Below are 25,903 nucleotides of genomic sequence, written 5' to 3'. Positions count from 1 at the left end.
CGGATGATCGGTTCTGTCCGATTCGCCGCATCCAAAAGTCGTGCCGGAGCGGCCCTCCGGGCAAGCGGGCCGGGCGCGTTGTGCGCAGATGTCATGGATTCCAGAGGTCGAGACCTTTGGCGGGTGCAGGGCAGAGCCTGCTGCTTGGCTGCGCCAAGGATGTGGCTGCGCCACCCCGGGGCTTCGCGCCCCGGACCACGCCCAAGGGGCTTGCCCCTTGGGGATCCCGGGATCAGTCGCGCCTGAGCAGCGCGGCGACCTCCGCCTCCTCGGCGGGGCTCAGGCGGCGCTCGGGCGGGGGCGCCCGACGGCGGGCGAGGCGCCAGATGCCGAAGCCGCCGAGCAGCACGGCCAGCAGCGGCGTTGCCCAGAGCAGCAGCGTGTGCAGGCCGAAGACCGGGCGCAGCAGCACGAACTCGCCGTAGCGGCGGACGATGAAGTCCTCGGCCTCCTGGTTGGTGTCGCCGGCCTTCAGCCGGTCGCGCACCAGCACCCGCAGGTCCTTGGCGAGCGGCGCGTCGGAATCGTCGATCGACTGGTTCTGGCAGACGAGGCAGCGCAGGCCCGCCGAGATCTCGCGGGCGCGATGCTCCAGGGCGGGGTCCTTCAGGACCTCGTCCGGCTGAACGGCGAGCGCCGGGCTGGCCGCGAGAAGCGCCGCGAGGATGAGGGCCGCGCGCCTCATTCGGCCGGCACCGCGTTGGGGAGCGGCTTCGCCTTCGCCCGCACCGGCGCGCCGACGCGCATGCGCCGGTCGGTGAGCGAGACGCCGCCGCCGAGCGCCATGATCACGGCACCGATCCAGATCAGCAGCACGAAAGGCTTGTAGTAGAGCCGCAGGCCGACGCCGTCCGGTTGGATCTCGCCGAGGCTGGCATAGACCTGACTCGCGCCGACCGTGAGCAGGCCCGACTCGGTCACCGCCATCTGCCGGCTCGGGTAGAAGCGCTTGCCGGTATCGACATGGCCGATCACGTCACCGGCCCTGTTGCGGATGGTCAGGAAGGCCGCGGTCTCCTCGTAGTTCGGGCCAGGCCGGGGGGCGACCCGGTCGAGGGTCGCGACGTAGGGACCGGTGGCGAGGGTGCCGCCGGGCTTCAGCGTCGCGAGCCCCTCGGTCGCCCAGCCCTGCGCGGCGATGCCCAGCACCGCGACGCCGACGCCCGCGTGCGCCAGCGCCGTGCCCCAGGCCGAGCGCGGCAGGCCGGCGGCGCGCCGCCAGATCAGGCCGGCGCCGCGCACCCGGTTCGCGCCGTAGCCGCGGGCGCGGGCGACGATCTCCAGCGCCGACCCGACGATCAGGTAGGCGCCGAGCCCGACCCCGACCGGGGCGAGGACCGGCCCGCCCCAGGTCAGCGCCAGCGCCGCGAGCCCGACCACGAGGGCGGCGGCCATCGCGACGAACAGGCGCTGGCTGGCTGCGAGCACGTCGCCGCGCTTCCAGGCGAGCGCCTGCCCGAAAGGCACGATCAGGAGGAGCGGGATCGCCAGCGGGATGAAAGTGGCGTTGAAGAAGGGCGGACCGACCGAGATCTTCTCGCCAGTCAGCATCTCAAGGAGCAGCGGGTAGAGCGTGCCGACGAAGACGGTCGCGCAGGCGGCCACCAGGAACAGGTTGTTGAGGACGAGGCTGCCCTCGCGCGAGATCGGCGCGAACAGGCCGCCCTGGCGCAGCAGCGGCGCCCGCCACGCGAACAGGGTCAGCGAGCCGCCGATGAACAGGACCAAGATGGCGAGGATGAAGACGCCGCGGGTCGGGTCGGTGGCGAAGGAGTGCACCGAGGTCAGCACGCCCGAGCGCACGATGAAGGTGCCGAGCAGCGAGAGCGAGAAGGTGAGGATGGCGAGCAGGACCGTCCAGACCTTCAGGGCGTCGCGCTTCTCCATCACGACGGTCGAGTGCAGCAGCGCCGTGCCGGCGATCCACGGCATCAGCGAGGCGTTCTCGACCGGGTCCCAGAACCACCAGCCGCCCCAGCCGAGCTCGTAATAGGCCCAGTACGAGCCCATCGCGATGCCGAGAGTCAGGAAGCTCCAGGCGATGAGCGTCCAGGGCCGCACGGCCCGCGCCCAGACCGCGTCGATGCGTCCGTCGATGAGGGCGGCCACCGCGAACGCGAAGGTGATCGAGAAGCCGACATAGCCGACGTAGAGCAGCGGCGGGTGGATCGCGAGGCCGGGATCCTGCAGCAGCGGGTTGAGGTCGTTGCCCTCCAGCGGCGCAGGAGTGACCCGCGTGAACGGGTTCGAGGTCGTGATCAGGAAGAGCACGAACACGAAGGTGACGAAGCCCTGCACGCCCAGCGTGTTGGCGCGCAGCACCGGCGGCACGGCGTTCCGCGCCACCGCCACCAGGGCCCCGAACAGCGTGAGGATCAGGATCCAGAGGAGCATCGAGCCCTCGTGGTTCCCCCAGACGCCGGAGAGTTTGTAGATGAAGGGCTTGGCGGTGTGCGAGTTCTGCACCACGTTCAGGACCGAGAAGTCCGAGGTGGCGTGGGCGTAGGTCAGCGCCGCGAAGGCGAAGAGCACGCAGGCGAAGCTGCCGAGCGCGGCCTGCACGGCGACCTGCCGCAGCGCGGGCTCGCACACGCGGGCCGCCCAGAGCGGCATCACCGCCTGGACGAGGGAGAGCGCCAGCGCCAGCGCCAGCGCGAAGTGACCGGTCTCGACGAGCACGGGCTTCTAAAACCTTCTGTTGTGTCGCGGCCCGCTCAGCGCTCGCTGCGCGGTCCGAGCGTCTTGTCGGTGGTCGTGGCCGCCTGCGGAACGGTCTTCGTGTCCGGAGCCGCCTTGCCGCCCCCCTCCTGCCAGCGCCCCTGCGCCTTCAGCGCGTCGGCGACTTCGCGCGGCATGTAGGATTCGTCGTGCTTGGCGAGCACGGTGTCGGCCCGGAACAGGCCGCCGGGCTCGAGGCGCCCCTCTGCCACCACGCCCTGGCCCTCGCGGAACAGGTCGGGCAGCAGGCCCTTGTAGTGCACGGGCACCGTCGCGTTGGTGTCGGTGACCGTGAAGTCGACCGTCTGGTCGGGTCCGCGCCGGACCGAGCCCGCCTCGATCAGGCCGCCGAGGCGGAAGCGCACGCCGGGGCCGACGCCCTGCGCCGCCACGTCCGAGGGGGAGCGGAAGAACACGATCGACCCGCTCATCGCGGTGAGGATCAGGCCCACGGCGAGCACGAGGACGCCGCCGCAGACGCAGATCAGGATCAGGCGGCGGCTCTTGCGGGTCACGGCTCCATCCCCTCGCGTGGCCGGGCTTCGGCCGGGCTCCGACGCCCGGCGCGACCGCGGCCGTTCTGAATTGCTCTAAACGGTGTCGGCTCCGGCGCCGCCGGGGTCAAGCCCGCCTGCCGGGACCGATTGTCAGGGGGAGTGGGGGCCGCCCGGAACGGGTTCAGGGCTTGCCGCGCACCGGCAGCCCGAGTTCCCGGGCGAGCCCGTCGAGCCGCCCCGTACTCCCCGCATCGGCGGCGAGCGCCATGCGGGCGCGCTCCAGAGCCTGTGCAGCGTGGTCGCGGTCGCCGAGCGCGCTGTAGGAGCGCACCAGCCGCATCCACTCGTCGGCGCTGCCGCCCTTGGCGGCGAGCCGCCGGTCGAGCCCGGCCACCATGGCGCGAATCGCCGCATCGCGCTCGGCCGGCGGCATCGCCGTGACGGCGGCGATGGTGGACTCGGTGTCGGCCCGGGCCGCGGGCTCGGGCACCGCAGCCCGCGGCCCGAGATCGCGCGCGCCCGCCTCCAGGCGCTCCAGCGCGGCAGGATCGTCCTTCAGCGCCTTGCGGGCGCGCTCTAAGGCCTCGTGGGCGCGGTCGCCTTCGCCCAGCACGGCGCGGGACCGGGCGAGGCGCAGCCACTCCTCCGGCGTGCCGCCCGTCTCGGAGAGGCGCCGGTCGAGCCCGTCGACCATGCCGCGGATCGCCGCCTGCTGGTCCTCGGGCCGGGCGCCCTTCGGCGCGGCGGCCTCTTTCGGAGGGGCCGGCTCGCCCTTGAGACGGGCGAGGCTCTCGCGCACGAGGCCGAGCCAGGGCGCGTCGGCGGGGCTCGCCTCCTCGATCGCGGTGAGCTGGCGGATCGCCTCGTCCGTGTCGCCCGCCTGCTCGGCGGCCCGGGCGAGATAGAAGCGGGGTTTCGGCGTCTTCGAGTCGAGGGCCAGCGCCCGCTCGAAGATCGGCTTGGCCTCCGGTGTCACGGTGCCGTTGGCGGCCGCAACCAGCGCCTCGCCCCAGTCGGAAAGGGTCCCGGACGTCTCGCCCTTGAGGCGGGCCACGGCTTCGTAGGCGTGGGCGGCGTCGGTGAAGCGGCCCAGCCGCATGTAGACGGGGGCGAGCACCGCCCATCCGCGTGCATCGCCCGGATTGCTCGCGAGCTTCGCCTCGATCTGGCCGATCGCCTTCATCAGATCCTGGTTGCCGGCCTGTTGGGCGTGGCGCTCGGCCTGTGTCTGGGCGGGCAGGTCGGGCGAGCCGTAGAGCCCGTAGGCCAGCAGCGCGACGAGGGGGATCATGGAGAGGGCGAAGGCGGAGGCCGCGCGGCGCTGGCGCAGGCGGGGCTCGGCCACGCCCGGGTCATCGCCCGCCTGCGCGGCCCGGTTGGCGCGCAGGAGCCGGCGCGCGGCCTCGGTGCGGGCGGCCTCGGCCTCGTCGGGCGCGATCAGCCCGCGGGCGAGGTCCCGCTCGATCTCGGCGAGCTGGTCCTCGTAGAACCCGGTCTCGGTCGACGCGGTGCCGGCCTCGCCCTGCCCGGTCCGGATGCGTCGGGACATCGGCCAGAGCAGCGCGAGCACCGCCGCGGCGGTCATGCCCGCCATTATGAACCAGATCGGCGTCATCGGACCCTGTCGACCGGGCCCCGATCGGGCCCCTCTTCAAGGGTACGTACGGTCGGGTAGGCCCCGGCACGATCCCCTGTTCTGGCGGCACGGTGTCACGCAAGTTCGGGCCCATGACAAGAGCGGGGCCCTCGGCACCGTCCTGGGCGGAGCCCCCGTGCTCAGTGGCCCGCCGCGCCCGCCGGCGCGTCGCCCGGCACCTCCAGCACCGCGCGCAGGCCGCCGAGCGCCGCCTCCTCAAGGCTGAAGCGCCCCCGGTAGAGCGCGGCGAGATCGGCCACGATCGACAGCCCGAGACCCGAGCCAGGCTTCGACTCGTCGAGGCGGCGCCCGCGCCCGAGCACCGCCTTGCGGGCATCCGGCGGCAGGCCCGGCCCGTCATCCTCGATCGACAGGAGGAGATGCGGGTAGTCGTCCTTGGCGACTGCCTCGGCCCGGATCGCGACGCGGCCGTGCGCCCATTTCGAGGCGTTGTCGACGAGGTTGCCGACCATCTCCTCGAAATCCTGCCGCTCGCCGCGGAAGCGCAGGCCCGGCGGCACGTGGACCTCGTAGGCGATGTCCTTGTCGCGGTAGATCTTGCCGAAGGTGCGCACCAGCCCGGCCAGCGCCGGCTCGACCTCGGTCGAGGTGCCGAGCGTGCCCGCGAGCGCGGCGGCGCGCGCCCGGTCGAGGTGGTAGTTCACCTGGTCGCGCATCACCGCGGCCTGTTCGCGGATCTTCTGGCTGAGATCCTCCGGCGCGTCGGCGGCGCCGACCTCGTTCACGATGATCGAGAGCGGAGTCTTCAGGGCGTGGGCGAGGTTGCCGACCTGGGTGCGGGCGCGTTCCAAGATCTCGCGGTTGGTCTCGATCAACAGGTTGATCTCGCCCGCGAGCGGCGCGATGTCGCTGGGATAGGCCCCGGTGATCCGGTCGGCCTCGCCGCGCCGCACGGTGCCGAGCGCCGCCCGCATCTTCTTCAGGGGCAAGAGGCCGAAGCGGATCTGCAGCAGGGTGGTGAGCGCCAGCGAGAGCCCGAGCAGCCCGAAGGTGACGTAGAGGGAGAAGCGGAAGCGGTCGACGTCGTTGACGATCTCGTCCGCCGGCCCCGCCACCCGAACGGTGTAGCGGCCCTCCTCGCCGAGATCGACGTCGCGCTCGATGATGCGCAGCAGCCGGTCGTCCTGTCCCTTGCCGTAGCCCTGGCGGATCTGGCCGATTCCGGCCTTGTTGTCCGGGTCGGTCGCGGGCTTCAGCGGCACGCCGACGAGCGAGCGCGAGGTACGCAGGTCCCGCGGGCGCGCGTCCGGCCGGCCGACCTGCCAGTACCAGCCCGAGAGGGGCAGATCGAAGCGCGGGTCGCCGAGCGAGAAGGAGCGGCTCTCCGGGTCGCTCGGCGAGACAAGGTCGGTGGCGAGGTTGTTGGCGAAGACGAGCAGCCGGCTGTCGAAGGCGCGCTCGGTGTTCTCCCGGTAGAGCGTCGTCAGGATCCAGGCCGCGATCAGCAGGATCGCCGAGGAGGCTAGGAAGGCCGAGACGGCGAGCCGCACCGCGATCGAGCGGCGGCGCAGGGAGAGGAGCCGGAGGAGGGCGGTCATGGATGAAGAGCCACGCGTGGACTGCATCTGTCTTTCGGAGGGCAGATGATCTGTGTAGAATGACCGGACATGCCGTGTACACGCTTCAGGCGGGCAGAACAGCGATGGCTTTGCATATTCGGGACGCAGAAGCGGATCGCCTCGTTCGAGACTTGGCCGACCGCAAGCGCATCCCTCTGACCGAAGCGATCAAGTTGGCGGTCCGCAACGAACTCCGTCGCGAGGACGAGAAGAAGAGTCTGTGGGAGCGCTTGAAACCGCTCCACGAGCGTGTGGCCGCCCGTCCCGAGACAGGCCTTCCTGCCGACAAAGCCTTCTACGACGGCCTGAACGACGAGTGATGTTCATCGCCGCCTCCGCCCTCGTCGCCATCACGCTCAACGAGCCGGAGGGCGCGGCGCTGGCAGCCGAGCTGGATGCAGCCACCGACCCGATCACGACGCCGCTGGCCATCTACGAGGCTGTCCTGGCGGTCGCCCGAAAGCGACAAGGTGGCCCGCAGGCCGCACGCGCCGACATTCAGTTCCTTCTCACCGAAGCACGCATCCGGTGTGTGCCCATCGTGCCGGAGGACGGCGACGCGGCCCTCGAAGCCTTCGGGCGCTACGGCAAAGGGCAGGGCCATCCGGCACAGCTTAACCTGGGCGATTGCTTCGCCTACGCAGTCGCGAGGCGGTACCGTGTCCCACTCTTGTTCACGGGTGACGACTTCTCGCGGACCGACGTGAATGCCGGCTCCGCCTGATGCGGTGCCCTACACCCGCGCGGGCGGCTGGTTCGGATCCACCAGATAGCCCAATCCCCGCACGGTCTGGATCAGGTCCACGGCGAGCTTCTTCCGGAGCCGTCCGACGAAGACCTCGATCGTGTTCGAGTCCCGGTCGAAATCCTGGTCGTAGAGGTGCTCGGTGAGCTCGGCGCGGGAGACCACGCGGCCGGTATGGTGCATCAGGTAGGAGAGCAGCCGGTACTCGTGGCTCGTCAGCTTCACCTGCGCGCCGTCCACGAACACCTTGCCGGAGCGGGTGTCGAGCGTGACCGGCCCGCAGGCGATCTGGCTGGAGGCGTGGCCGGCCGCGCGGCGCAGCAGCGCGCGCACCCGGGCCAGCAACTCCTCCATGTGGAAGGGCTTGGTCACGTAGTCGTCTGCGCCCGCGTCGAAGCCGTCGACCTTGTCCGACCAGCGGTCGCGGGCGGTGAGGATGATCACGGGGGTCTTCACGCCCGCGCGGCGCCACTTCTGCAGGACGCTGACGCCGTCGGCCTTGGGCAGGCCCATGTCGAGGATGATCGCGTCGTAGGGCTCGCTCTCGCCGAGATAGCCGCCCTCCTCGCCGTCGTAGGCCTTGTCGGCGACGTAGCCGGCCTCCTCCAGCGCGGCGACGACCTGCCGGTTGATGTCCTTGTCATCCTCCACGACGAGCAGGCGCACGACGCGACTCCCTCAATATTGGCCTGCAACCTGGCCAGTCTTGGCATCCACCATCACGTGCACGAAGTGCCCGTCCCGGCGCAAGGCCGTCAGCATGTAGACGAGCCCGTCCTCGTGGCGGCACAGGCTGGCGCGCTGGATCTCGGCGCGGGGAATCACCGTGCGGGCGGCGCGGATCGCCGCGACCGGTTCGATGACGCGCTTCTCCGAGACCTCCTCGCGCAGGTCGGCGGCCGAGAGGCAGGCGTCGAGCCGCGGCGGCGGTCCGGCGGTGGCCTGTGCGAGGCGCGGGGCGCTCTCCGCGGGTTCCTCGGCCATCGTGCCCGGGCCGCCCGCGACGAGCGCCGCCGCGGTCAGGCTCAGGGCGAGAAGGGCGAGGGCGTGGCGCATGGGCAGGACTTGTGGTCCGGGGGCACTGAATGCGCCCTGAATACCATCGCCGGGCAACGCTGCCGACCGCCGTCCGGGCGGGGCGGCCACGCTGCGGGCGCGGTCCGGGAGGCTGGTATCGCGGCGGTTCGTCATCGGTGGTGCGGCGGAACGCGACAGGGTGGCGCGGGCGGGGTTCGGAGCGGGTGTGGCGAGCCCTTACATGCGAGCGGCCCCGCGGTTCCCGCGCGGCCGCCGGTTCAGCCGGGACAGATCGGATTCGCCGCCCGTTCCGGGCCCGGCTCCGCCCGGTGGCGCGCCCCGGCCGTGTAGGAGGCGACGCCGCAGGTGGCCAGGAACAGCCCGGCCGCGACGAGACGGCAGAGATGGGCCAGCCGGCGCCGGATGGCCCGGCGGCACGGGACGGGGGCCGGACTCGTCCGCATCGCAGCCCTGATCGCAGCCCTCATCGCAGCTCCCCCCGTAGCAGGCGCCAGACCTGGCGCACGACCGGCAGCCGGTCGATCCCGAACTGGGCCACGGCGAAGCCCGCGACCGTGATCGCCACCGCCGCGTTGCGCACCCGCCGGTAGAAGCGGGCGAGCGCCCGGCGCTCGATCTGCCCGTCGATCAGCGCGTCGAGGGCGGCGAGCCGGTCCGGATTCTGGCGCCGGATGAAGGTCCGCCACTCCGTACCGAAGCGCACGACGAGGCGGTCCTCCTCGGTCTCCTCGCCGGGCTTCTCCCCCAGCGCGCGCCGGACGAGGCTCTCGCCGAGCCCGTCCGCGGGCGGGGGCAGGGCGCGCCCGACCTCGCGGCCGAGCGCGTCGAGGGCCGCCCGGGGGCAGGCGGGGCCCGGCGGCGTTCGCGTGGTCTGCATGGCGCTCCTCCGGGCCGGGTGTTCGGATCCGCGACCGCCGCGCGCCTAGCGCCGCGCCCGCCCGCGGTCCACGGCGTCGAGGGCGGGCGCCAGGGTGTTGGCGGCGGTGGCGCCCTCCTCCAAGTCGAGGCGGCGGAACACCCGCTCGGCGAGGCCCGGCAGGCCGCCCGCGGCCCGGATCACGAAGCCCGGCACCTGATCGGCGGCCCGCTGCACGGCTGCGGCGATCACCGCCGAGCCCACCGGCACAGTCAGCACCCGCCCCTTGGCGGCGCCCGCGACGGCGTTCAGGGCGTAGTCGGTGACGCGGGCGACCATGCCCTCGACCATGCCGCGCGAGACGACGTAGCTGAGGAGCGGCGCGAAGCGGGCGATTAGGCCGGTGACGAGGCCGATGAGCATCGGCGTCAGCACCGCCTGCAGCGTCTGGGCGAGGGCGATGAGCCAGTCGCCCCAGGGCAGGATCACCGCGGCGTCGGCCGCCAGGGCGGCCGTGGGCAAGAGGACGAGCGGGGCGGACAGGCCGGCGAGCGCGGTCGCCGCGAGCGTGAGCGTGCGGGGCATGGAATCCTCGGCTGTGATGGGGTGCGCGGCGGGCCCGGCCGGCTCGGGAGACGTGTCAGGCGCGGCGCGGACCGATCCGGAGCGCGTCGAGCCGGGCCATGAGGCGCGCGAGCAGGCCGGGTGGGGCGGCGACCGGCCGGAGGGCGGGCGTCGGCATCGCGGGATCCGACACCGCCGCTGCCGCGACCGGACGGGCGCCCGCCACCGGCCGGGGCAGCGCCTGCGCGTAGGGCGTGACGAGCTGCTCGGCTTCCGCCGCGCGCCGGCCGCGGATCGCGGCGGGCTTGTCCCACCAGAGCAGCGCCGCGCGGGCGCCCGGGAGGTCGCCCGCGTTGAGCCGCTTCAGGAAGGTGGAGCGGGCGAAGGCCGCCGGGCCGATGTTGAAGCAGACCGAGACCAGGGCGTCGAAGGCGTGCTGGCCGACCGCGCCGGTCAGGCCCTCCCGTACGGCCGCGACGTAGGCCTCGACGTCGCGCGCGAAGAGGGCGTCGCTCTCCGCCGCCGTGATGGTGAGGCCCGGCACGACGCGCGGCGGCCCGGCCGAGGAGGTGTGGCCGATGCCGATCGTCCAGACGCCGACGCTGTCGCGGTAGGCGGCGAGGCGCCGGCCCTCGCGCGCGACGAGGACGGCCTCGCCGATGGGGCTGAGGTTCATCGGTCTCTCCGGAGATCTGGACCGGGGGATCAGGGCAACTGGGCGCCGTGGAAGGCGGACTCGGCCGCGGCCGCGTAGCCGTCCGCGCCGGTGAGGCGGGCGAAGACCTCGACCGTCTCGCCCGCCGCCAGCGGCAGCACGGCGTCGAGCCGGAGCCCGGTCACGCCGTCCGCGAGGGGGCCGGCCGCCGCGGCCCGGCCGTGCCCGGCGGGAGTGCCGCCGCGGTGGAAGCGCGCCTCGAACAGGCTCGGCTGGCCCGTGCCGTTGCGGCGGTAGGTGAGGGCCGCCCCGAGCCGGTAGAGCCCGGCCTCCGGCGCGACGAAGCGGTTCTGCGCCGCCCGGAACGCGCCCTGGTCGTTGCTGACGGCCTCGTTGAAGGCGATTCGGGTCCAGGTCCCGGCCGGGACGTAGTTGTCGTAGTTCGTGCGGGCGGTGAACTTCGCGAGGTTGGCGATCCGCGCCCACCGTGCGCCGTCGAACCACTTCAGCGCGCCGTCGGTGCCGTTGACCGCGACCTGCCCGAGCGCGCCGCCCGCCGGGTCGGCGGCCTCCGGCACCAGCGCGAGGGCCGAGAAGCGCCCGGCGGCCGGGTCGGCGGCGCCGACGGGCGTGCCGTCGAGCCCCGCGGGCAGGCGCACGCGCCCGCTCGCCGCCGCGACGGTGAGCGCGGTGACGAAGGCGGCACCGTCCGCGGAGACCTTCAGGGCGAGGTCGTCGTCCCCGAGGAGGCCCAGCAGCGCCCGGGCCGAGAACCCGGCCTGGAAGCTCAGCGCGGCGTCGCGCCCCGCCGCCCGCTTGTTCAGCGCGAGCCGGACGTCGCCCGCCTCCGCCCGGGTCTCGTCCCAGGAGAACAGGGCGCCGTCCGCCTTCACGGCGAGGCGGTTCTCCGCGTCCGGCACGGTGTTGACGCCGAGCCCGGCGAGATCCCGCAGGGTGCGCAGCGTCGCCGCGAGCGGCGTCCACCCTGAGCCGGTGAACAGGTAGGCCTCGCCTTCGTCCACGAGCCAGGCGAGCCAGCCGGGGCGCGGCGCGAGCCCGATCCACACGCCGCCCTGGAAACAGGCGATCTGTCCGCCAAGGCCGGTCCAGGCGCCGCCGGGATCGGCCGGCACGAGGTATCGGTCCCCCTCCGCCGGGGCCGATGGAGGTTCCGACCTGTCCTTGTCGAGGCAGGCGATCTGCACCAGGGCGTCGAGGAGCCCCAGCGCCTCGTTGTGGGTGACGTGCTTCTGCGCCTGCGCCGCCGCGATCAGCGGCAGCGCGAGGTTGCGGGTCGTGGACATCGGGGTGGACATCGGGGGCTCCTGGGGGTGACCGGATGCATGGGGTGCGTCGACCTCCGCGCCGATGCGGGGGCGTCGGACCGGGCCGGGCGAGGGCGGTTCAGCCCGCGCGCACCGGCACCCGCGCTTGGGCCGGCGCGCCCGGCCCGGCGAGTGCGCCGGCCTGCTCCACCGCGACCGTGAGCGCCGCCTGGGCTGCGCCGAAATCCGCGCTCTCGTCGGCGGCCGGGTAGAGCAGCGCCGGCTCGGCGGTCGCAACCGCGCGCAGGGTGCGGCCGTCCGGCCCGAGGATCGCGACGCGGTAGGCCTCCGGCTCGTCCAGCGGGATCTCGGCGGGCTCCCAGCTGTCGGAGGCGCCCCGCGCCCGGCGGATCCAGGTGAGGCGGATGCCCGCCGCCTCCCGCCGCGCCCGGAGATGGACGGGGCTGAGCGGTCGGAACGCGCCGAGTCCCGCGCTCGCCGAAACCTCCGCGAAGGCCGGGTCGCCGGGATCGCGCGCGGCCGGTCCGATCCGGTAGCGGAAGCTGCGCCCCGCCTCGTCGAGCCGGTCGACCAGCGGGACCACGGCGCCGCCGTCGAGGCGCACGATGAGGCTGCCCGCGGGCGCGCCGCGCGCGGCCGCGGCCTCGCTGTTGCCGAGCCCGCGCAGCATTCGGGCGAGCCGCCAGGTCTCAGGGCCGGTCAGGGGCGCCTCGGCCGCCGACAGGATCTCCACTGTGCCGTCCGGCGCCACAACCGCGAAGGTGTTGCCGCCGGAGAGCCACGCGGCCTCGTCCAGGCTCGCCAGCGCGCCCGCGTGGCGGAGCGTGACGTCGAGGCGCGCCGCCCGGTCGATGCGCCAGAGTGGCCCCGGCGGGAGCGCGGACAGGGTGCGCCCGAGGCAGGCCGGATGGTCGAGGGTGCGGTGGAGGGCGAGCGGGCCGTCCGCGCCCGCGCCGCGCCAGACCGCGACCGCGCCGGGCCAGGGATCGGCCGCGACGGCGAGCCATTGCAGGGCGGCGGGCTCGCCGCGCTCCGCCGGCAGGTCGAGCACCGCGCAGAAGGGCCGCCCCGGGAGCGCCGGGGCCGGCACGCTGCCGCCGAGGCGCACCGCTGCGCGCCGGGCCGGGCCGGCACCGTGCAGCGGCACGCCCCGCGTCTCGAGGCGGCGGCCCGCCGGGCCATCGTCGATGCGGGTGACGCGCTGGAGCGCCGGCCCGGCCGCCCGCGCGGCCGGCAGCGCCACGAGATCGCCGGGCTCCAGCGCGACGAGGCGGGGGCTCAGCGTGAGGCGGGCGGTGTCGCGGCCCGCGATGGTGCGGTCGAGCAGGGCCTCCGTCAGCGCCTCCGCGCTCGCGCGCCGGGTGACGATCGCCGCCTCGATCCGGCTCTCCCGGCGCCGCCCGCCGGCCGGGCGCGACGCGGCGGCGGTGGCGCGCCGGTAGCCGGGGCTCTCCGAGTCGGTGAAGCCGAGCTCGACGCTGCGGGGCAGGGCGCTCTCCTCCGCCCGGACCTGGGCGAGGGGCGCCTCGGTCTCGGCGAGGCGCACCAGATCGTCCTCCGACAGCGCCAGCGCGGTCTCGCGGCGCGGGCCCCGCAGGCGCAGGGTGCCGGCGACCGCCGAGACGTCGAGCCCGTAGAGCTGGGCCAGCGGCTCCAGCGCGGCGCGGGCCGAGAGCGGGCGGTCGATCACGTAGCCGTCGAGGAAGGCGGCCGCCTCGATCCGGGCGGTCGCGTCCACGCCGAGATCGGCCAGGATCGCGGCGACCAGCCGGTCGAGGTCGCAGCCCTCGATCCGGCCGGTGATCCAGTGCCCGACCCGCCAGTTGCCGGTGTCGGCCCAGACCGCGTCGGTCTCCGGAAAGGCCGGGAAGGGCCGCGCGTCCCAGGCCCAGACGAAGATCGCGGCCGGATCGACCATGCGCCCGCCGTAGAGCGGCGAGACCGGGTTGTGCGCCTCGGAGAACCCCGGCGCCGCCGGGTCGAAGCGCGTCAGGATCGCCTCCAGGCCGCGCAACTGGATCAGCTCGTCGCGCGTGCCCGCCGAGCCCGGCGGGGCGGCGCTCTCGGAGGATTTCGGGTCGGGGAAGACGTTCGGCCCGTTGGTGCCCTTGTCGACCGCCGGCACGCCGATCTCGGTGAGCCAGATCGGCTTTCCTCGCGGCACCCACGGCGTCGGCCCGGTCTCGACGCCGCCGACGCGCTCGACATGGCGGTTCGACCACCAGCCGACGAGGTCCTTGGCCCGGTAGAGCCACGGCTTCCCGTAGCGGCCGTCCGTGATCGGGACACGGCTCTGTGCGGCGCGGGCCTCCGCATCGGGATAGTACCAGTCGAAGGCCTCGCCCCGGCCGCAGGATCCGGTGAGGTAGGCGCGGTCGTGGATCGTGTCGGCGAGGGCGGCGTCGGCGTGCCCGGGGGCGTTGCGCCAGTCGGTCAGCGGCGGGTAGTAGTCGATGCCCACCGCCGCGATGTTCGGGTCGGCGAAGAGCGGGTCGAGGGGGAAGCGGATCTCCGCGCCGCCGTCGCGGACATGGGCGCCGTACTCGGTCCAGTCGGCGGCGTAGACCAGGGGCACGGCAGGCCCGAGGATCGCCCGCGCGTCCGCCGCGAGGCCCCGCAGCGCGTCGACCGCCGGGTAGCCGGCGGCGCCCCGCACTCGGGTCAGCCCGACGAGTTCGCTGCCGATCACCAGCCCCGCGAGCGGCGTGCCGGCGGCGGCCCAGCCGGCGGCGAGGGTCGCGTAGTGCAGCACCTGCCGCCGGTAGCCCTCGGGGCCCCCGAAGAAGGCCGCCACCTGGGCCGAGGCCGCCGCGGTGCCGTCCGGGCTCCCCGGCGCGCCCGGGGCCGGGTGGCAGGTGATGCGCCCGCGCCAGGGATAGGGCGGCTGCCCGGCGGCGGCCGCGTCGTGCGGGTCCGGCAGGCCGTTGCCGTGGGGGATGTCCATCATCACGAAGGGGTAGAGCACCACCGCCAGGCCGCGGCGGGCCAGTTCCGCCACCAGCCGGGTCAGGCCGGCATCCGAGGGGGTACCGCCGAAGGCCGGCGTGCCGTCCGGGGCCCGGCTCATCACGGCGGCGCCCGCGCGGGGGATGCCCGCCACCTGCCAGAGGTCGCCGGTCGTCGCCCTGCCGCCGTCCTCGACCTTCGGCACCACCCGGCAGGTGCCCGCCCGCAGGTCGTCTCCGAACCAGGACACCACCACGGCGACGCGGGCGAGATTCGGGCAGAGCGCCTGGAGCGCGTCGAGCGAGGCGGTGACGTCGGTCGCCGCCTGGACCTGATGGCGGTTGGCGGGCCGCGTGCGGCCGAGGCCGAGATCGACCGTGACGAGGTTCGGATCGAGCGCGAACTCGCTCGCCCCCGGAATCAGGTCGACCGCGCGCACCAGCGGCGCCAGCCCGTTGACCGGCCGCACCACCTCGAAGGCGAATTGCGGGATGCGGTTGCCGAAATCGGCGAGGGGCAGGCCCTCGAACACCACGTAGGCGAGGCCGCGATAGCCGGGCGCGTTCTCCGGCCCCTCCTTGGCGACGACGAGCGGGTCGGGCGCCTGGTCCGTCCCGCCCCGGTGGACGCGCAGCGTCAGGCCGGTCTGGTCGAGTTCGCGCCCGTCCGCCCAGATCCGGCGGATGCAGGCGATCTCGCCCTCGCAGAGGCCGACCGCGAGGTTGGCGAAATAGGCGTAGGCGGTGCGCACCGTGCGCTGCCCGCCACCGCCCTTGGCACCGGCACCGGCGCGCTCGACCGCGGTGTTGGCGACCTCGAGCGGCCGCGTCGCCCAGATCAGGGTGCCGCCGATGCGGGCGCGGCCGTAGACCCGGGGCACCGGATCGCCCTCGGTCGAGCCGAGGCCCGCCACGTCGGCGAGCCGCGGGCCCGCGACGTGGCGCGGTCCGGACCGGCCGCCGAGCAGCGCCCCGTCGATCGCCCCACCCGCCGCGGCGCCGAGCGTCTGCCCGATGACGCCGCCGATCGGCCCGCCGAGCGCGGTGCCGACGACCGACCCGGCCGTGGACAGGATCAGCGTTGCCATGGGGCGCTCCGGGCAATGAGAGACGAGACCGGCCGTATCCGGATGCGCCACCACAAGGAGCAGGCACAATCCAGGGTAGGCAGGATCGAGTACTGAACCAGAAATCTCAGGCTAAAGCCGGCGTTAACGCAGGATGCTGTAGCTTTTAGGCTCTGTCAGAACATCGCCGGCTACCTTCGATGAACCTGCTTTCACGCGTTCGGATCTTGCATAAGATTGCGGCAGTCGTTGCCCTGATCGGCGTCATCGTCGGCGCCTGCATCTGGCACGCGAGCGCCCGCATGGGCGCGATCGGCGAGAGCTACGACCGCTTCATCGCGCACGACGCGCGGGCGGCGGCGAATGCGCGGCGCATCAACCGGCACATCTACGAGATGTACTACGCGGTCTACCGCACGATCGCCGAGACCGACGCCGAGGAGATCCGGAAGGCGTCGGCGCAGTTCGAGGGGACGGTGCCGGGCCTGCGCCAGCTCTTCGCCGAGATCGCGGCCGACATGCCGGCCTTCGCCGGGCGGATCGAGGAGGTCCGCGCCCGGGCGGAGAGCTTCGTGTCCAACGTCTCGGAGGCGCGCTCCCTCGGCGAGGCCAACCTCAACGCGGAGGCGCTCGCCCTCATCCACCGGGACGTCGATCCGAGCTTCACGGCGCTCACCGGCAGCGCCTCGAAGCTCGGCGCCGACATCGCGGCCAGCATGGAGGCCGGCGCGCAGACCCTTGCCCGGGAGAGCGCGTCGACGCGCCTCAGCCTCTGGCTCTTCAGCGGGCTCGGGCTCCTCGCCGGCATCGTCGCGGCGGCCCTGGTGGCAATCCTCGGCATCAGCCGGCCGCTCGGCCGTCTGGTCGCGGTGCTGCAGCGGATGGCCCGCGGCGAGATCGAGGCGGAGATCGCGGAGGCGCGGCGCGGGGACGAGATCGGCGCGGTGGGCCGCGCCGTCGAGGGCATCAAGGCGATGGTGGCGCAGAAGGCCGCCGAGCAGGCCGAGATCCGGCGCATCGCGGATGCGGCCGCCGCCGCGGAACGCCGCCGCACCATGGTCGAGCTCGCCGACGGCTTCGAGCGCGCGGTCGGCGGCATCGTCGGCACCGTCTCCGCCTCCGCCACCGAATTGCAGGCCACCGCCCAGACCATGAGCGCGACGGCCGCCGAGACGGCCGGGCGGTCGATGACGGCCGCGACCGCGGCCGAGGAGGCCTCCGTGAACGTGAACACCGTGGCGGCGGCGGCCGAGGAGCTCGGTGCCTCGGTCGGCGAGATCGGCCGGCAGGTCGACGGCTCTGCGGACCTCGCCCGGCGGGCCGTCGGCGAGGCCGATCAGACCGCCGCCCTGGTGCAGGCCCTCAACGGCTCTGTCGCGCGGATCGGCGACGTGGTGGCGCTGATCTCCTCGATCGCGGGCCAGACCAACCTGCTGGCCTTGAACGCCACGATCGAGGCGGCGCGCGCCGGCGAGGCGGGCCGGGGCTTTGCGGTGGTGGCGGCCGAGGTGAAGGAGCTGGCCGCCCAGACGGCGCGGGCGACGGAGGAGATCACCCAGCAGATCGGCCGGATTCAGGGAGCGACCGGTCAGGCGGTCGGTGCCATCGGCGACATCACGGGCCGGATCCGCGAGATCTCGGGCGTGGCGACCTCGATCGCGGCGGCGGTAGAGGAGCAGGGGGCGGCGACCCAGGAGATCGTGCGCAACGTCTCCCAGGCCTCGGCCGGCACCGGCGCGGTGACGCAGAACATCGCGGGCGTGGCGGGCGCCGCCGAGGAGACGGGCGCGGCGGCGAGCCAAGTTCTCGCCGCGGCCTCCGAGCTGTCGCGCCAGTCCGAGCATCTCACCGGCGAGGTCGCGCGCTTCCTCGCCACCGTCAGGGCGGCGTGAGCCCGCGGCGTGCCGGGAAGCGAAACACGCCCGCGAGGTGGCGCCGCCACCAGGGCGTGAGCGCGACCTCAGCGACGCGGGCGCGGTCGTGGGCGTGGATCATCCGGTCCGGCCCGGTCGCGATGGCGCAGTGCCGGGCGGGCAGGTGGGCGCGGAAGCGGAAGAGCAGCACGTCGCCCGGCGCCGCCCGGTAATCGGCGAGCGGCCCCGGCACGGGGACGAGGTGGCGGGCGGCCGCCTCCAGAAGCGGCTCGCCGCCGACCGGGGTCGACTCGGCCCAGGTGCCCGAATAGGGGGGCGGCGCCTCCGGCTCGGGCCCGAGCATGCCCTGCCAGACGCCCCGCACCAGCCCGAGGCAGTCGCAGCCCACGCCCCGCAGGGCGGCCTGATGGCGGTAGGGCGTGCCGAGCCAGAGCCGCGCCTCGGCGGCGACGTCCGCGCCCGCGATTTCCGCGCCCGCGATCGTCGGGCTCATCGGAACAGGCTCCCGCCGTCGAGGCCGGCCTGAAGGGTGCCCGCCACCACGAAATCGTTGCCCGGCATGTGGGGGAAGCCCTGGAAATTGACCGCGTTGGCGAAGCGGTCGCGGCAGGTGGCGAGGTGCTTGTCGCAGCCGGCGGTGAGCCGGAAGGCGTCGCCGGGCGCGACCGGGCGGGCCGGCGCCTCCCAGAGTTCGAGGCGGGCGCCGGCCTGGAGCCGCACGTCCGCGACCGCGCCCCCGTTGGCGCCCGACGTCCAGGCGAGGCGCCCGCCCGTGAACAGGCCCTCCGCGAAGGCGCCGTCGAGCGCCACCGCGAGGGTGCCGGGTTCCGCCAGCGCCGCCACCGTGCCGCGGGTGCCGAACGCCACGAGATCGACGCGGCAGCGCGCGTCGCCGAGCTCCGCGCCGCAGGTCGCCCGGAAGCTGCGGCCGCGCTCGGCGTCGAGGCGGTCGGCCAAGCCCCGGAGCTCCGCCACGAAGGCGTCGCCCGCGCGCCGGATCTCGCCCAACGTCGCCACGTCGAGGAGGAGGCGCGTCTCCGGCGCGCGCCAGTCGACCAGCCAGGTCTCGACGGAGGCGCCGTCGTAGAGGCCGCCCGCGATGTCCGCCTCGGTGAGGCCCAGCGCGGTCAGCGCGCCCGCCACGTCCCCGCCCGAGACGGCGAAGCCCAGCTCGGCGCTGGCCTCGGCGGCCTCCAGGCCGGTGCGGGCCGCGTGGGTCAGGCCGTTGAGGACGAGGTCGCGGTCGTGGTCGGTGAAGCCGAGGCGCATCCCGTCGCGGCGGGCGAGCGTCCAGCAGCGGCAGAGGGTGGTGACGCCCTCCGCGAGGTGGGCCGCGAAGGCGGGGGGCAGGTCGCGCAACGGAACCTCCTTCAGGGCACGATCTCGACCAGCGGCACCCGCGGGATCTCGCCCGCCGTGAAGGCTTCGAGGTTCACCGTGAGATCGTCGGTGTCGAAGCGGACCGGCACGTCGAAGGCGAAGCCGGCCGTGACGGCGGCGCCCGGCGCCGGGGCCGCCGTCAGGGTGACGAGGCCTGTCATGGGATCGCAGGTGAAGTCCCCGGCCGCGAGCGCGCGCCCCGCCACCGCCACCCGCACGCTGCCGGCGACCGGCTTGGCGATGAGCCGCCGGTAGGCGGACGCGCCGGTGCCGTAGGTCTTGGCAAGGGGGAACGCCGTGCGGGCCCCGTCGCCGAGACCGAGGGGCTGGTCGGTGGGGCCGGGCTCCCGGCTCGGCGGGCCGGAGCGCCCATCGACCCGGTCGCGGTAGCGGAAGCCGTGGAGCCGACCCCGGCGCTCCTCGAAGAAGGCCAGCACCGCGTGCAGCGCGTCGAGGCTGCGCACCCCGAACCCGGCATCGTAGCGGCGACGCGAATCCGCCCAGCGGCTGTTGCGGTGCTCGCGCCCTGAGGCCAGCGCGACGATCTCGGTGAGCCGCACCGGGCCGCCGCTGCCGCGCACACTGACGTCGAGGGGGAACAGCACCTCGTGGAACTCGGCGGGCATGGGCGTCCCCTTCAGAGCGCGCGCTGGCCGCGGGCGACCGCGCGGGCGAGCTGGGCGGCGACCTGCGCCTCGGAGCGGCGGAAGGCGTTCGGGTCGGGCGTCGCGATGGTGACGGTGACCGAGACCGGCCGGGCGGAGCCGCCCCCCGCGACGCCGAGACGCCCGTCGGGCCCCCGGCGGAGCGGCAGGATGGCCTCGGGTCCGGCCTCGCCCATCAGGCCGGTGCCGCCGCGCATCGGGAAGTAGGTGGGCGCGGCCACGATCCCGCCCTCCGCGAAGGGGCGGACCCGTCCTGCCTGCACCACGCCGCCCCGGGCGAAGGCCGTCGTGGACGTGCTGAGCAACTGGCTGACGAGGCTGGCGAGGCCGCTCTCGACCGGCTTCAGCGCCGCCTTCACGGCCGCGCCCGCGAGCTTGGAGCCGAGCGAGCCCAGCAGGCTGTCGAGCTGGCGCCCCGAGCCGAGGCTGCCGGCGAGCGCCGTCGAGAGGCTGCGCCCGAAGCTCTTGGCCAGCCCGTCGAGTTTTTCGAGTTGCCGGATGCGGCTCGCATTCGCCCGGTCGGTGTCGTCCTCGGCCATGGCTCAGCCTCCTCAATCGCTGGACGTGTCGGGATGGGCGGCGATCAGCCGGTCGAGGGCGCCCCGGTCGAGGGCCGCCGGGGGGCGCGGCAGGGTGGCGGCCAGCTCGCGGGGGGTGGCCGCCCAGAAGTCGCGCGGGCGCCAGCCGAGGCGTCCGAGCCCCAGCGCCAGCGCCGCGTCCCACGGGAAGGCGGGCCAAGGGGCGGACCCGGGGCCCGGCGCGCTCCCGCCCGTGGGGGTCAGGGGCGGGGCGGACCCTCCTCCGGCTCTCCGAAGGCCGCCACCAGGGCCTCGCCGAGGGCCCCGGTGACGGCCTCCAGACGCCCGGCGAGCGGAAGGCGGGCGACCGCGCGGTCGTCGAGGTCGTGGCCGCCGCCGCGGAGCGCCGCGCCCAGCAGCGCGATCAGATCGCGGGCGGCGAGCCGTCCGCCGGAGAAGCGCTCGGCGAGGCCGGCGAGGTCGCCGGCCTGCAGGGCGTCCTCAAGCTCGGCGAGGGCCCCGAGCGTGAGGCAGAGGGTGTAGCGCTCACCCCCGAGATCGAGCGGCACCTCGCCGCGGCGTCGGTTGGCCATCGGTCAGGCCGCCGAGAAGGCGAGAAGGCCTGCCGAATCCAGGCTCATGTCGAAGGTGACCTCACCCGCATGGTCGCCGCGGTACTCCAGAGCCGTGATCTGGAACGGACCCTCGATCGTGCCGAAGCCCGGCACCACGACTTGGAACGCCTCGATCAGCCCCTCGAAGAAGAGCTGGCGCAGGCGCAGGTCCGAGGCCTGATCGCGGAACACGCCAGCGCCCGAGATCGCGGCGCGCCGCACGCCCGCGCCGGCGAGCAACTCGCGCCAGCGCCCGGCGGAATCCGCGTTCGTGACGTCCACCGTCTCGGCGTTGAAGGCGATCTGCCGGGCGCGCAGGCCCGCCACCGCCGCGAACCCGCCCGCGCCGTCCCCGGCCCGGATCAGCAGGTCCTTCCCCTTCTGCGCACTCATCGATCTCTCCAGGTGATGGGGACCCCCACGGGCCTCAGGCCCTTTCGGCGCCCAAGGGCGCTGTGGACGAGGCTCGGGAGCCGACAGCAGGGCTCTGCCCTGCACCCGCGAAAGGCCTCAGGCCTTTCGAAACCGGGACGGGTGGTCCTCAGGGCGTTTCCGTGACGGCCTCGAGCGTCAGCGTCGCGCGGGCCTCGCCCGAGCGCTCGTCGCGGCGCACCGCGATGCCGGTGGCGTGCAGGAGCACCAGCGTGTGGCCGGCAGGCCGGGGTGGGCGCTCCGCGACGAGGGCCGCCATGCGGTCGGCGACGTCGAGGGCGGTGCGGGCCGAGCCCGGACGGGCGACGAGGATCAGCGCGTGGCTGTGCCGGTGGCGCAGAGCGCCGTCGGCGGAATCGTCCCGCACCGCGGCCTCCCCGAACAGGGCGTAGACCGGCGGCGCCCCGGGAGGCGGCTCGTCGTGGATGCGGACCCGGCCGCCCATCAGGCGGGCGAGCTCCGCGTCGGCCGCGAACAGCCCGATCAGGGCGGCGCGCAGCGCGAGCAGCGGGCCGCTCACGGGGCGCTCCCGATCGCGGTCCGGTCCTCGACCAGCTCCTCGACGTGGCAGACGAGGTCGCGCGCGCCGGTCTCCACATGCCGTACGGCGAAGCGGCGGGGGCCTGCCGCGAGCCGCGCCGCCGGGGAGACGCCCAGGCGCGCACGCAGGGTGATGCGGTGGGTCGGCAGCCGATCGGCTCTGCCGCCCCGCAGGCGCTCCGCCGCGCCGACCGGGCTGATCGCCCCCCAGAGCACCGGCCCGGCGACGTAGCGCCGGAGCACGCCGCCGAACCCGTCGGGCTCCTCGACCGGGAGTTCGAGCACGAAGCGTCGCCGCCGCGCCCCGAGGGGCGGACGGGCGTCAGCGTGAGCCATGGATCTCTCCGGGGAACGTCAGAGGCGCAGGCGGCGGAAGGGAGCGGCGAGCCCGGCCGGGTCGGGCGGGTCGGCCTCGTCGCCGCGGTGCTCGTAGCGGGCGGCGGCGAGCCGCAGGATCGCGAGACGGAGCGGTTCGGGCAGCGCCGGGCCGTCGCCCCCGTAGCCCGCCGCGACCTCGATCAGGATGGTCCGCCCGCCGGGCTCGGGCGCGGCCGCATCGACAGCGAGGCAGGGCGCCTCGACCGGATCGGGCCCGAGGCGCAGCAGCCCGGATTCCAGCGCCTCGACCGCGCCGTTCGGGCCCGCGAGGCCGAGGCGGACGATGCCGACGAGGGGGCTCAGCGGCAGCGCGATCCGCCGGTCGCGCGGCCAGGCGGCGAGCACCACCCGGAAGCGGGCGGGCTTGAGGAGGCGCCACGTCTCGGCCTCCAGGCTCGCCCGCGCGGCAGCGATCAGGGATGCCACGAGGGCGTCCTCGCTCGCGTCGTCGGGGTCGAGCCGCAGGTAGAGCCGCATCTCGGCGAGCGTCACCGGCTCCGGCGCCTCGACGCCGCCGGCCTCCACGCGTATCGGCACCATCGGGCCGCTCCTCGGTTCAGCTTGCTTAAGGGTTTGTCGAATGGCCCGGACCACGCGCCGCCTCGCGCCGCCGCTCAGCACGGGATTCGTGATCGCGGCGCTGGCCTCGGTGCCCGCCGGGGCGGTGGTCGGCGGCGCCGAGGTGCCGACGGGGAGCGCCGTGATGGTGCTGTCCTCGAACGGCAGCCTCTGCACCGGCGTGGTCGTGGCGCCGGACGCGGTGCTGACCGCCGGCCACTGCGCGGCGCCCGGGCTGGAGCAGCGGGTGCATTACCGGGACGAGGCCGGGCAGCCGGTCCTCGCCGAGCTGAAGGCCCGCGCGGTCCACCCGGGCTACGATGCGGGCGCCATCGCGGGCCGGCGCCGCTCGATCGACCTCGCGCTCGTGCGAACGGCCGCGCCCCTGCCCGCGCGCTTCGTGCCCGCCACCTTGAGCGCCGCGATGCCGCGGGCCGGCGAGAGCCTGGATCTGGCGGGCTACGGCGCCGCCAAGGCCGGCGATCCGCGCTCCACCGGCACCTTCCGCAGCGTAGCCCTGCCGGTGGTCGAGCCCCACGGGCCGAGCCGCATCCTGGTCTGGCTCAAGGCGGCGGGCGCGCGGGCCGGCGCCTGCGCGGGCGATTCCGGCGGGCCGATCGCGGTGTCCGGCGGCGCGGTCGTGGCGGTGAGCGCCTGGATCGGCGGCGCCTGCGGCGGTCTCACGCAGGGCGTGCTGCTCGGTCCCCAGCGCGACTGGATCGACCGCACGCTCACGGGCTGGGGGCTCGCCGCGCGCTGGCAGGCGTGAGCGCTGCGGTGCGGAACCCCAGCTTGGCCGGGGAATTGGCTTGGGCTAGGCTCGACGACCGATCCCCGGGGAACGCCTGATGCTCGCCACCACCCTCCGCACGGCCGCGCTCGGCGCCCTGCTCGGTCTGCTCCCGGGCACGGCCCAGGCGGTGATCCAGGGCGAGGTCTCGCGCGACCCGAACGGCGCCCGCGCCTTCGTGGTTCGGATCGAGAGCACGCAGGGCGAGATCTGCTCCGGCACCCTCATCGCGCCCGACCTCGTGCTCACCGCCGCCCACTGCGTGATGCACCGGGCGGGCTACAGCGTGATCGCGGTCGATCGCGCCTTCCGGCAGCGCCGCATCGGCGTCGTGGCCGCCACGATGCATCCCGAATTCGTGCCCGGCACCACGCCGGAGGAGCAGCCCGGCGTCGATCTCGCGCTGGTGAAGCTCGCCCAGCCGCTCGGGGCCGACTTCATGCCGCTCGATCCGCGCGGTGCCGGCTCGATCGGCACCGGGGACGCGGTCGACATCGCGGGCTTCGGCGTCGTCGCCGAGAACCGGCGCAACACCGCCCGGACGCTGCGCCAGGCGCATCTCGTCTCGATCGGCTCGCTGCAGGTTGCCAACCGGGTCACGGTGGTGACCGACCGGCGCCGCTTCGCCGAGACGGCGGGCGCGGGGGCGTGCCTGGGCGATTCCGGCGGGCCGATTCTCAGCGGCGGCCCCGGCGGCTACCGCATCGTCGGCGTGGTGAGCTGGTCGAGCGGCGCGCTGCAGCAGAACGGCCGCCGCCGCACCGCCTGCGGCGGCTTCACGGCGGTGACGCCCGTGGCCGAGCACACGGGCTGGATCTCCGCCCGCTCGGCCGAGCTCTCGCAGGTGCAGGTCGGAGCCGCCGAGCCGGCGCGCGGCAACCGGTCCGACTGGGCAGCCCGGCCGCCGCGGCGGCGCTGACGCAAGGCTCGACGCCGCGCTGCACCCCCGACGCGCGGGGCGCCGAGGCCGCTCCGCCCCGGACGCCGCGTCAGTAGCTGACGGCCGCCGTCGCGACGCTGACTTCGACGTCGAAGTTCTGGAACTTGGCCGGAAGATTCTCGGCCGCGCTCGGCGAGTGCGCGAAGACCTTGACCGCCCAGTGCTCGCCCGTCTCGTCGAGGCCTAGCCCGACCGATCTGTCCGGGCGGCCCGTCGCGTATTGCGAGGTGAAGGCCTCTTTGGCGGCCAGGGCCGCTGGTTTGGAGGCCAGCAAACGTTCGCGCTGTTCAGACATGCGAACCTCCTGAGGAACCAGTGTAGAGGTCGATCTCAAGCGCATCAAGGACCGCCTGGATCGGGTTGGCGAAGGTTATTCCGTGTCCAAAATCGCCGCCGGACGAAGCACCGGCAAACAGGAGGCCGACCGGATTGCCGTCCTTGATGTAGATCAACGAGCCGCTGTCGCCAGGCTTCGAGAAACGCCGCTCGACGCCGCTGATGGCGATCTGCCTATGAAACAGAGCGTAGCGTGATCTCGGGCCGGATTCCATTTGGACGGTGAGGTTATCCACGCTGATCGCCTGGACGAAACCTTTTGTCGGGCCGGTCGTGCGGCCCACCTTGCGGACTTCGACTCGGTCGAAGATCAGTTCTTCGCAAGCGCCCATGGGCTGGTCCGGCTCCGACCGGTCGAGTGGCCCGATCGTGCTCCCGTCGTGCCCGGGTGATCCGGCCAGCGGCGCGAAGGCGCAATCGACGTAGTTCGGCGCATTCGGAGTAAAGTCGATCGGCACGAACGCGCCCAGGCTCGCGATGCGGTTCAGGCTGCGGCCGTCGCGGACGCCGTCGATCCGGCCCGGCTGCAGCACGTCGTCGCCCGCGGCGGCCTGGTTGGAACGGGCCAGCACGTGGTTGTTCGAGACGAGGCCCACCATCCCGCTCTTCCGGCAGATCGCGAAGCAGCCGATCGTGCCGGCCGTCGCCCGGTGATGACCGACCGAGGCGCCGATGCGCAGCGGGCGGCAGCGGCCGGTATTGGCGGCTTGGCCACGCACCGGTCCGGTGACGATGATGCGGACCTCGTCGCGTGCGATCCGCCGGGCCGCTTCCACAATGCGGTGATCGATCAGCCTCTTGCGTTGGACGAAGATTCCGATCTCGGCCGCCCGGCCTCGCCGGTCGGCATCCCGTGGACGCAGGATGCCGACCGCGATCTGCTCGGACCGCGCCAGCGTTCTCTGCCGCCGGGCCTCACGGATCCGCTCGCCCGCGGCACTGTCCGGCGCGGCCTCGAAGATCGGCGCGCCGTCCTGCGCGTCCTGCGCGCCCGGCACCTCCGCGTAGCCGAAGGCGCGCTGGAAAATCTCCGCCTTCGCGTTCTCGGCGCCGTCCCTGTCCATATCCGCCCCCCCTTTTAAACCTGAACGATATTTATCGGCGGTTTGAACGCCGTTGAGAAGCTTCAGGTTGCCGTCTGGATCGGAAAAGGTAGGATTTCTGGCTCGATCGATCGCGTGAAGGTTCGGGTGTGGCCGCCGGAGCGCAGGTGCCTCCCCTTACGGCCATCGCCCGAGAGCAGCACAAGGCCGGTGCGTCAGCCGTGCTGCCGCCGATCCGTGCCGATGCC

At 74.3% G+C, this 25,903-nt stretch carries 30 protein-coding genes; 5 read left to right on the top strand and 25 right to left on the bottom strand.

Going from position 1 to position 25,903, the window contains the following annotated elements; all coding sequences use genetic code 11:
- Positions 1-232: 232 nt before the first annotated feature.
- The 5 genes from MFF54_RS00690 to MFF54_RS00670 form a co-directional block, all read right to left on the bottom strand.
- Complete coding sequence (locus MFF54_RS00690; RefSeq protein ID WP_238300487.1) at positions 233-685, bottom strand: cytochrome c-type biogenesis protein; 453 nt, start codon at positions 683-685, stop codon at positions 233-235.
- Positions 682-2,679 carry a heme lyase CcmF/NrfE family subunit gene (locus MFF54_RS00685; RefSeq protein WP_238300484.1) on the bottom strand — a complete coding sequence of 666 codons (1,998 nt, stop codon included), beginning with the start codon at positions 2,677-2,679 and terminating at the stop codon, positions 682-684. The genes MFF54_RS00690 and MFF54_RS00685 overlap by 4 nt, the downstream gene beginning before the upstream one ends.
- A gap of 35 nt (positions 2,680-2,714) precedes the next feature.
- Positions 2,715-3,233, bottom strand: coding sequence for a cytochrome c maturation protein CcmE (gene ccmE / locus MFF54_RS00680; RefSeq protein WP_238300482.1), 519 nt, complete (start codon positions 3,231-3,233; stop codon positions 2,715-2,717).
- 163 nt (positions 3,234-3,396) lie between these two features.
- Positions 3,397-4,830, bottom strand: coding sequence for a c-type cytochrome biogenesis protein CcmI (gene ccmI / locus MFF54_RS00675; protein ID WP_238300480.1), 1,434 nt, complete (start codon positions 4,828-4,830; stop codon positions 3,397-3,399).
- A gap of 161 nt (positions 4,831-4,991) precedes the next feature.
- Positions 4,992-6,410 (bottom strand): sensor histidine kinase, encoded by a 1,419-nt coding sequence (locus MFF54_RS00670; RefSeq protein ID WP_238300478.1) that lies wholly within the window; start codon positions 6,408-6,410, stop codon positions 4,992-4,994.
- A 104-nt stretch (positions 6,411-6,514) separates the two neighbouring features.
- Here MFF54_RS00670 and MFF54_RS00665 point away from each other — a divergent pair, with 104 nt between their 5' ends.
- The gene (locus tag MFF54_RS00665) at positions 6,515-6,751 is read left to right on the top strand and encodes a type II toxin-antitoxin system VapB family antitoxin (protein ID WP_238300568.1); all 237 of its coding nucleotides are present in this window, start codon (positions 6,515-6,517) and stop codon (positions 6,749-6,751) included.
- Positions 6,751-7,155 (top strand): type II toxin-antitoxin system VapC family toxin, encoded by a 405-nt coding sequence (locus MFF54_RS00660; RefSeq protein ID WP_238300476.1) that lies wholly within the window; start codon positions 6,751-6,753, stop codon positions 7,153-7,155. Before MFF54_RS00665 ends, MFF54_RS00660 begins: the two co-directional genes overlap by 1 nt.
- 9 nt (positions 7,156-7,164) lie before the next feature.
- On the opposite strand, the gene MFF54_RS00655 is transcribed toward MFF54_RS00660, so the two are convergent.
- The 8 genes from MFF54_RS00655 to MFF54_RS00620 all read right to left on the bottom strand — a co-directional run bounded on the left by MFF54_RS00655 (position 7,165) and on the right by MFF54_RS00620 (position 15,608).
- Positions 7,165-7,842, bottom strand: a complete 678-nt coding sequence (locus MFF54_RS00655; protein ID WP_066924366.1) for a response regulator transcription factor — start codon at positions 7,840-7,842, stop codon at positions 7,165-7,167.
- 12 nt (positions 7,843-7,854) lie between these two features.
- Complete coding sequence (locus tag MFF54_RS00650; RefSeq protein ID WP_238300474.1) at positions 7,855-8,232, bottom strand: PepSY domain-containing protein; 378 nt, start codon at positions 8,230-8,232, stop codon at positions 7,855-7,857.
- 239 nt (positions 8,233-8,471) lie between these two features.
- Complete coding sequence (locus MFF54_RS00645; protein WP_238300472.1) at positions 8,472-8,657, bottom strand: hypothetical protein; 186 nt, start codon at positions 8,655-8,657, stop codon at positions 8,472-8,474.
- Between the two features lie 20 nt (positions 8,658-8,677).
- A complete protein-coding gene (locus tag MFF54_RS00640; RefSeq protein ID WP_238300470.1) occupies positions 8,678-9,091 on the bottom strand; it encodes a hypothetical protein in 414 nt (137 codons plus the stop codon).
- A 45-nt stretch (positions 9,092-9,136) separates the two neighbouring features.
- Complete coding sequence (locus tag MFF54_RS00635; RefSeq protein ID WP_238300468.1) at positions 9,137-9,655, bottom strand: hypothetical protein; 519 nt, start codon at positions 9,653-9,655, stop codon at positions 9,137-9,139.
- Positions 9,656-9,710: 55 nt separating this feature from the next.
- On the bottom strand, positions 9,711-10,310 hold the full coding sequence (locus MFF54_RS00630) for a lysozyme (RefSeq protein ID WP_238300466.1): 600 nt from the start codon (positions 10,308-10,310) through the stop codon (positions 9,711-9,713).
- 29 nt (positions 10,311-10,339) lie between these two features.
- Positions 10,340-11,605 carry a DUF2793 domain-containing protein gene (locus MFF54_RS00625; RefSeq protein ID WP_238300464.1) on the bottom strand — a complete coding sequence of 422 codons (1,266 nt, stop codon included), beginning with the start codon at positions 11,603-11,605 and terminating at the stop codon, positions 10,340-10,342.
- 88 nt (positions 11,606-11,693) lie between these two features.
- Complete coding sequence (locus MFF54_RS00620; protein WP_238300462.1) at positions 11,694-15,608, bottom strand: baseplate multidomain protein megatron; 3,915 nt, start codon at positions 15,606-15,608, stop codon at positions 11,694-11,696.
- Positions 15,609-15,787: 179 nt separating this feature from the next.
- Here MFF54_RS00620 and MFF54_RS00615 point away from each other — a divergent pair, with 179 nt between their 5' ends.
- Positions 15,788-17,479, top strand: a complete 1,692-nt coding sequence (locus tag MFF54_RS00615; protein WP_238300460.1) for a methyl-accepting chemotaxis protein — start codon at positions 15,788-15,790, stop codon at positions 17,477-17,479.
- On the opposite strand, the gene MFF54_RS00610 is transcribed toward MFF54_RS00615, so the two are convergent.
- The 10 genes from MFF54_RS00610 to MFF54_RS00565 all read right to left on the bottom strand — a co-directional run bounded on the left by MFF54_RS00610 (position 17,466) and on the right by MFF54_RS00565 (position 22,528).
- Positions 17,466-17,954, bottom strand: a complete 489-nt coding sequence (locus MFF54_RS00610; RefSeq protein ID WP_238300458.1) for an NlpC/P60 family protein — start codon at positions 17,952-17,954, stop codon at positions 17,466-17,468. The two genes, MFF54_RS00615 and MFF54_RS00610, sit on opposite strands and share 14 nt — an antisense overlap.
- Positions 17,951-18,820, bottom strand: a complete 870-nt coding sequence (locus tag MFF54_RS00605; RefSeq protein WP_238300457.1) for a phage/gene transfer agent baseplate hub protein — start codon at positions 18,818-18,820, stop codon at positions 17,951-17,953. Before MFF54_RS00605 ends, MFF54_RS00610 begins: the two co-directional genes overlap by 4 nt.
- Before the next feature lie 11 nt (positions 18,821-18,831).
- Positions 18,832-19,467: a DUF2460 domain-containing protein gene (locus tag MFF54_RS00600; protein WP_238300456.1), complete on the bottom strand. Its 636-nt coding sequence runs from the start codon at positions 19,465-19,467 to the stop codon at positions 18,832-18,834.
- Positions 19,468-19,478: 11 nt separating this feature from the next.
- Positions 19,479-20,045: a phage tail tape measure protein gene (locus MFF54_RS00595; RefSeq protein WP_238300455.1), complete on the bottom strand. Its 567-nt coding sequence runs from the start codon at positions 20,043-20,045 to the stop codon at positions 19,479-19,481.
- Positions 20,046-20,057: 12 nt separating this feature from the next.
- The gene (locus MFF54_RS00590) at positions 20,058-20,288 is read right to left on the bottom strand and encodes a phage tail assembly chaperone (RefSeq protein WP_238300567.1); all 231 of its coding nucleotides are present in this window, start codon (positions 20,286-20,288) and stop codon (positions 20,058-20,060) included.
- Positions 20,285-20,617 (bottom strand): gene transfer agent family protein, encoded by a 333-nt coding sequence (locus MFF54_RS00585; RefSeq protein WP_238300454.1) that lies wholly within the window; start codon positions 20,615-20,617, stop codon positions 20,285-20,287. The genes MFF54_RS00590 and MFF54_RS00585 overlap by 4 nt, the downstream gene beginning before the upstream one ends.
- Before the next feature lie 3 nt (positions 20,618-20,620).
- Positions 20,621-21,031 (bottom strand): phage major tail protein, TP901-1 family, encoded by a 411-nt coding sequence (locus MFF54_RS00580; RefSeq protein ID WP_238300453.1) that lies wholly within the window; start codon positions 21,029-21,031, stop codon positions 20,621-20,623.
- Positions 21,032-21,179: 148 nt separating this feature from the next.
- Entirely contained in the window at positions 21,180-21,590 is a 411-nt protein-coding gene (locus MFF54_RS00575; protein ID WP_238300452.1) for a DUF3168 domain-containing protein, read from the bottom strand.
- Positions 21,587-21,946: a head-tail adaptor protein gene (locus MFF54_RS00570; RefSeq protein WP_238300451.1), complete on the bottom strand. Its 360-nt coding sequence runs from the start codon at positions 21,944-21,946 to the stop codon at positions 21,587-21,589. Before MFF54_RS00570 ends, MFF54_RS00575 begins: the two co-directional genes overlap by 4 nt.
- An 18-nt stretch (positions 21,947-21,964) precedes the next feature.
- Positions 21,965-22,528, bottom strand: a complete 564-nt coding sequence (locus tag MFF54_RS00565) for a head-tail connector protein (RefSeq protein ID WP_238300450.1) — start codon at positions 22,526-22,528, stop codon at positions 21,965-21,967.
- Between the two features lie 40 nt (positions 22,529-22,568).
- Here MFF54_RS00565 and MFF54_RS00560 point away from each other — a divergent pair, with 40 nt between their 5' ends.
- Both MFF54_RS00560 and MFF54_RS00555 read left to right on the top strand, forming a co-directional pair.
- Positions 22,569-23,315 carry a trypsin-like serine protease gene (locus MFF54_RS00560; RefSeq protein ID WP_238300449.1) on the top strand — a complete coding sequence of 249 codons (747 nt, stop codon included), beginning with the start codon at positions 22,569-22,571 and terminating at the stop codon, positions 23,313-23,315.
- A gap of 79 nt (positions 23,316-23,394) precedes the next feature.
- On the top strand, positions 23,395-24,255 hold the full coding sequence (locus tag MFF54_RS00555) for a S1 family peptidase (RefSeq protein ID WP_238300448.1): 861 nt from the start codon (positions 23,395-23,397) through the stop codon (positions 24,253-24,255).
- Between the two features lie 70 nt (positions 24,256-24,325).
- Here the strand turns inward: MFF54_RS00555 and MFF54_RS00550 are convergent, their stop codons facing one another.
- Together MFF54_RS00550 and MFF54_RS00545 are read right to left on the bottom strand one after the other, a co-directional pair.
- Positions 24,326-24,571 (bottom strand): hypothetical protein, encoded by a 246-nt coding sequence (locus tag MFF54_RS00550; RefSeq protein WP_238300447.1) that lies wholly within the window; start codon positions 24,569-24,571, stop codon positions 24,326-24,328.
- Entirely contained in the window at positions 24,564-25,676 is a 1,113-nt protein-coding gene (locus tag MFF54_RS00545; protein WP_238300446.1) for a chymotrypsin family serine protease, read from the bottom strand. Before MFF54_RS00545 ends, MFF54_RS00550 begins: the two co-directional genes overlap by 8 nt.
- Between the last annotated feature and the right edge of the window lie 227 nt (positions 25,677-25,903).

The sequence above is a fragment of the Methylobacterium gregans genome (assembly GCF_022179245.1).
Taxonomy (GTDB): Bacteria; Pseudomonadota; Alphaproteobacteria; order Rhizobiales; family Beijerinckiaceae; genus Methylobacterium; species Methylobacterium gregans.
This window is presented reverse-complemented; position numbering and strand designations above follow the sequence as displayed.